Genomic DNA, 5,426 nt, shown 5'->3' with positions numbered 1-5,426 from the left:
CTTGCACGGCCCCGATCTGCGAGCACTTTTACGCTACGTAAGCTTCGTAACGAGATTCAGCACGGGCGGCACCAGCAGGCCCGCAACTAACATCAACAACAGCCCGCTTTGAAACCGCTGTGTGACTTGTATGGACTGGACGGCTAACTCGATAGGCGCGATCCGATCCTCGAGCGCATTGAAACGTTTATCAAACTTCACGTCTTGCTCCGCGAACCGCTTGTCGAATTTCGCATCTTGCTCAGCGAAACGTTTATCAAACTTCACGTCTTGCTCCGCGAACCGCTTCTCGAATTTCGCATCCTGCTCCGCGAACCGCTTTTCAATCATCACGCTCTGTTGTGCAAACCGCGCATCAAGCGTTGCATCTAGGTACTCTTTGGTCACCAAATTATCGACGTACATACCCATTGCTCGCCCCACAGTGATCGCGTGTATCTCTGCCACTTGGCGTTCTACCCAGCGTCGGTAAGCTGTTTATCGGGTGATCTGCCCTCTCAAAACTTCTCACCTATCGCGCCTGCGGTATTGAGTTAGCTCTTCCTCGGCTCGATCGCCAAATAAAATTTTGCAAGCGCTACGCAAACCGGGGGCCGCCAAAATGTCATCCCGATGCACCACCAGTGCAATTTTAGAGCGCCGACGAAGAAAGTCGTCAAGCGTCGTGATCATTTCGAGACGAGCAGCCAATGTCACTTCGCAGCGCAGGTACTCTGAGTTTTCGATTAGCAACTCGGCATTACTAGGATCTTGCCGAATCATCTCAAGCAGCTCGAGGGCATGAATACCGTAGCGCCGCCAAAGGCGTTTGCTCAGTAATTCCGTCGACGAGCTTGGTGTCATCTCGTCCAGATTTAGTCTTGCTGCCTGGCTCAAAAATTCGGCCTTGACAGATTCACTCGGCTCACCATACCAACAGCGCTCTCTGTCTGGCAGAGCTATTCCCATTTTAGCGATCGCTTGTGCAACCTCTTCACCCACGTTGATACAGTCGGTGAGTTTACCGCCAAAAATACTCATTGCCGGTACCTCGTTATCGATGTCAATCGCGTGTTTTCGGGATAACTTAACCCAGTCGGCGACACCGTCGCGTCCCTCAAGAGCGAGTGGCCGAACGCCACAGCGTTCCGAAATGATGTCCTCAGAGGTCAAGGGCTGCGGTAAATCTAAGAGAGCGTTCACGTTGTCTAAAATGAACCGGCGATCCTCGTCGGTAACGCCCGTGGCGGGATCTTCAACCTGCGTATCGGTTGTACCCACACAGGTTTTGGGCCCCATCGGTATCACAAAAAACAGGCGGCCATCTGAGGCAAAAAACGCTTTGATTGCATCCGGCAAGCCAATGCGATCGACGATAAGGTGAACACCTTTTGAAAACAAATGACGATGCGTCGTTGTTATTGCCATGTCCCGGTTAATAGCGTCAACGGATGGACCAGCGGCATTCACGAAGGTCTTGGCGCGAATACAATACTCAGCACCAGAAACCGCATCTTTGACCGCGACGTGCCACAGACCATCGCGAAACTCAGCACTGCGCATGCCGACATAGTTTGTCGCGGCACACCCGTAATCGATCGCGGTGCGCACAAAATTCCACACAAAACGCGCGTCGTTGTCGTGCAGATAACAATCGGAATACTCGACGCCACCAGCAACAGAGCGGATATCAATAGAGGGGTCGCGGCGTTTCAGCGCGTTTGCAGACAAGTATTTGGGTGCGCGCGTTTTGAAGCGGCCGAATACCCAATACACAAGAGCACCCAGGTAGATAAACCATACCGGAAAACGAAAACCACGTTGAATCGAGGTCACAAACCGAATTTCTTCAACCGTCGAGGGGTAGCTGTCCATCAGCTCGTTACGAGAACGGCAAAGCTTCCAGACCAAGCCATACTCGTGGCTTTCAAGATATTTGATTCCCCCCCAAGCCAAGTTTGAGCTGTGGGAACTCGTTTCACCCGCAAAATCGCCGCGGTCGATGAGTGCGACACGTGCGCCTTTCACTGAAAGCGATGCAGCCGATACGGCGCCGTTGATGCCACCGCCGACAATCAGCGTATCGAACACGCGTTCCTGCTGCTGGCCTATTAAAGTCTGTCGTAATCCCATGGATCAATCCACCAGCTTTGAAACAGCGCTGTGCCACCCTTCCAGCAGTTTAGACCGAGCCAATTCTTCCATGGCAGGAAAAAACTGTCTCTGACTGTGCCACAAGGCTGCAAAGTTGTCTCGATCACCAAAAACGCCGGTGCTTCGGCCCGCAAGGTAAGCAGCGCCTAGGGCGGTGGTCTCCAGCACGCGCGGACGGATGACCTCTATGGCCAACACATCAGACAAAAACTGACACAACCAGTTATTGGCCACCATGCCGCCGTCTACACGTAAAGACTTGGGTTCAATGCCGTCTCTTGCCATTGCCGCGAATAAGTCGTGTGTCATATAAGCGATCGACTCGAGGGTTGCCCGTGCAAAATGCGCAGGCGTGGTCGCTCTGGTGAGCCCAAATACGGCGCCACGCACATCGGGTCGCCAATACGGTACGCCCAGTCCTGTAAAGGCTGGCACCAAATAGACGCCTTCATTGCTGGCGAGGCTCTGAGCCAACGCCTCGCTTTGAGGTGCGCTGTCAATCAGCTTCAGTCCGTCTCGCAACCACTGTACCGCCGCACCGGCCACGAAAATCGAGCCCTCAAGCGCGTAACTACGCTGTCCATCGAGTTGAAAGGCAACGGTAGTCAGGAGCTTATTGTCCGAGCGGATCGCCTCAGTCCCCGTGTTCAACAGGACAAAGCAACCTGTGCCATACGTACTTTTGATATCACCCGCAGAAAAACAACATTGCCCAATCGCCGCCGCCTGTTGATCGCCGGCGACGCCTCTGATCGGTAGCTCAATCGGTAATATCCCGGGGGCCGTAGTACCGTAGTCGTCGTCGCAATTCTTAACGCTAGGCAGCACTGCCGCAGGCACATTAAATATATCAAGTAACTCTGAATCCCACTCGCCCGTGTGGATGTTGTAGAGAGAGGTGCGACTTGCATTCGTTGCATCGGTCGCGTGTACCTTGCCATCGGTTAAGCGCCATATCAAAAAACTGTCGATGGTACCGAAGGCCAATTCGCCTCTTTCTGCGCGCTCGCGAGCCCCGTCAACGTGATCTAAAATCCACGCAATTTTGGTGGCCGAAAAATAGGGATCGAGCAGCAAACCCGTCTTGTCATGCACGATCTCCCCGCGACCCGACGCGCTCAACCGAGCGCAAACATCGGCAGTACGGCGATCTTGCCACACGATCGCCGGGTAAATGGCGGCGCCGGTCTGCCTATCCCAAACGACCGTCGTCTCGCGCTGATTGGTAATACCAAGAGCAGCAATCGAGAGGTCTTGTCTTTGTTGAACGACCTCGCGAGACACTTCTAGCGTCGTTTGCCAGATTTCTTCTGGGTCATGCTCGACCCAACCGTCGTTCGGGTAATGCTGCGCAAACTCGCGTTGAGCTAAAGCGACAATCTCGGTGTCGCTATCAAAAATCATGGCGCGACTGCTCGTCGTACCTTGATCGATTGCTAAAATCGCCGATCTACCGCTCATGATGTGCCTCTCGCTGACTATAGCCCCAGTGCGACAAACACCTTACGCGGTCTATCACCCGAGAAGGGTCGGCGCCCATGCTTCACCAAGTGATTGTTCACGACGGCAACATCTCCGTCTTGCCAGGCCAGATCATAAGTCAGTTCATCGGCGACAGAAACCGCACTGTCCAGAAGTGCTCTGGGGATTGGTGTATTGTCACCAAAACACAGCGCGATGCTTGGATCTTCTTTCACGCCCCGCCAACCCATATAAGCGGCAATAATCTGATTAAAGAACACTTTGCGGCCGTCATCGAGTGTCTTAATGGCGCTCAGCGCAGATGTCTGTGCAGAGAGTGAACCATCTTCGTGCCAGACCCACGTATAATCGAGCGCAGTCAAACGAGCTTCGGCTTCTGCTTTGGTTTCAACACTGAGCGTGCTTCGCCAGCTTCGCCCCTGACCCGAGTCGAGCGCGTCATCGGCTGGCATTCGTGTCGTGTATTTTATGCCTACCCGCTCTAACTTTTCGGTTAGGGTGGGTTCAAGAGCCAACAGCCCCTGGTAGATCCAATCGGACCGACACAGCATCGTTTCCCCAGCATGCTCAGCCGCGCTTTGGCAAAAAAGCGAGATGACATTTGGCGTAATAGGCGTCTGCGCCATCTCATTATGAATGTAAATCGCCACGTCACGAGGCCCTTCGTTCGCTGTGAACACCTTCTCGGTATGGTTTATGCGAACCGCATTAGAAAGCGATTCCTTGTAGGTGAACTGTCGATAACCAAATGCGCTGAAAAATCCGTCGTAGTCCTGCGTATCCATTATGGGAAAACCACGAAATAAAAGCGCCCCCGTGCAATCGAGCTCGCGCTTTAAACGGTCCAGGTTTGATTCGACCCAAGCCTCCGCCTCGGCGAGCGTGGTCACTGACCCATCATTGACAATCACGGTTGGAAAAGGCTCTTGTTGAAACTGCAGATCAACGGCCAAAGTACTGGTGTAAGTCATGAGTGCGTCCTAGTCATATATCGGGTAGAACTTGCCGAAAGCGGCTTCGCAAAAGTTGCCGGGATCGTTAAAACGACGATTTTGATTAAGAGCGGCTATTGCAGACATTTGCTCTGCCGAGAGTTCAAAATCAAAGACATCCAGGTTTTCAAGCAAGCGTTCGGAGCGCGTGCTCTTGGTAACCAAATAACAACCGCGTTGTATACCCCAACGTAAAACCACTTGCGCCGGCGATTTCCCGTGCGCCTCCGCAATTTCGCGAATAATGGGTAGATCGATCACGGCTTCTGCGCTGTCAGCCATATCCAACTCTAGATAAGAGCTGGCACCAAGGGGCGAAAATGCAGTGACCGCGAGACCGTAATCCGATGCCAATCGCAACAAACGCTCTTGCGTCAAGTAGGGATGCAATTCGACTTGAAGCTCTGACGGTGCGATCCGTGCATAGGCCATCAGGTCGTGAAGCAAACCGCTGTTGTAGTTGCAAACGCCAATGTGACGAACACGCCCCGAGTCGACCAAAGACTCCATCGCCCCCCATGTCTCAGATAGTGGAACCCGTTCAACCTGCATTTTCGGCTCGTCAACTTCGGTATCGAAGACCCACTCGGGCGGATACCGTGTCTCGAAGGGTTCAAACGGTTGTGCGATAGGAAAATGGATAAGGTACGAATCTAAATAGTCTAGGCCCAGGTCAGACAGTGTTTTCTGAAACGCTGGTTCCACGTGCTCTGCGCGGTGAAAGGTGTTCCACAGTTTCGAGGTAATCCAAAGCTCCGATCGCTCACAAACGCCCTCTGAGATAGCTCTTGCGATTCCTTTGCCTACTTCGATCTCGTT

General features: G+C 53.1%; 5 protein-coding genes. All 5 read right to left on the bottom strand.

Features of this window, described 5'->3' with window-relative positions; translation table 11 throughout:
* Positions 1-33: 33 nt before the first annotated feature.
* On the bottom strand, positions 34-447 hold the full coding sequence (locus tag ACTF5Z_RS11235) for a hypothetical protein (protein WP_438985713.1): 414 nt from the start codon (positions 445-447) through the stop codon (positions 34-36).
* A gap of 60 nt (positions 448-507) precedes the next feature.
* On the bottom strand, positions 508-2,112 hold the full coding sequence (locus ACTF5Z_RS11230) for an FAD-dependent oxidoreductase (RefSeq protein ID WP_438985712.1): 1,605 nt from the start codon (positions 2,110-2,112) through the stop codon (positions 508-510).
* A gap of 3 nt (positions 2,113-2,115) precedes the next feature.
* Entirely contained in the window at positions 2,116-3,594 is a 1,479-nt protein-coding gene (gene glpK / locus ACTF5Z_RS11225; RefSeq protein WP_438985711.1) for a glycerol kinase GlpK, read from the bottom strand.
* 17 nt (positions 3,595-3,611) lie between these two features.
* The gene (locus ACTF5Z_RS11220) at positions 3,612-4,586 is read right to left on the bottom strand and encodes a TauD/TfdA family dioxygenase (RefSeq protein ID WP_438985710.1); all 975 of its coding nucleotides are present in this window, start codon (positions 4,584-4,586) and stop codon (positions 3,612-3,614) included.
* 9 nt (positions 4,587-4,595) lie between these two features.
* Positions 4,596-5,426: aldo/keto reductase (locus ACTF5Z_RS11215; RefSeq protein ID WP_438985709.1), on the bottom strand; the 831-nt coding region annotated here is incomplete at its 5' end.

It is taken from the genome of Aequoribacter sp., assembly GCF_965659035.1.
Classification (GTDB): domain Bacteria; phylum Pseudomonadota; class Gammaproteobacteria; order Pseudomonadales; family Halieaceae; genus Aequoribacter.
Note: the sequence above shows the minus strand (reverse complement) of the source record. Positions and strands in the feature narration are given on the sequence as shown.

Excerpts from the sequence above, each read along its gene's own strand:
- ACTF5Z_RS11230 (WP_438985712.1), bottom strand. The coding sequence starts at position 2,112 with ATGGGATTACGACAGACTTTAATAGGCCAGCAGCAGGAACGCGTGTTC.
- glpK (WP_438985711.1), bottom strand. The coding sequence starts at position 3,594 with ATGAGCGGTAGATCGGCGATTTTAGCAATCGATCAAGGTACGACGAGC.
- ACTF5Z_RS11220 (WP_438985710.1), bottom strand. The coding sequence starts at position 4,586 with ATGACTTACACCAGTACTTTGGCCGTTGATCTGCAGTTTCAACAAGAG.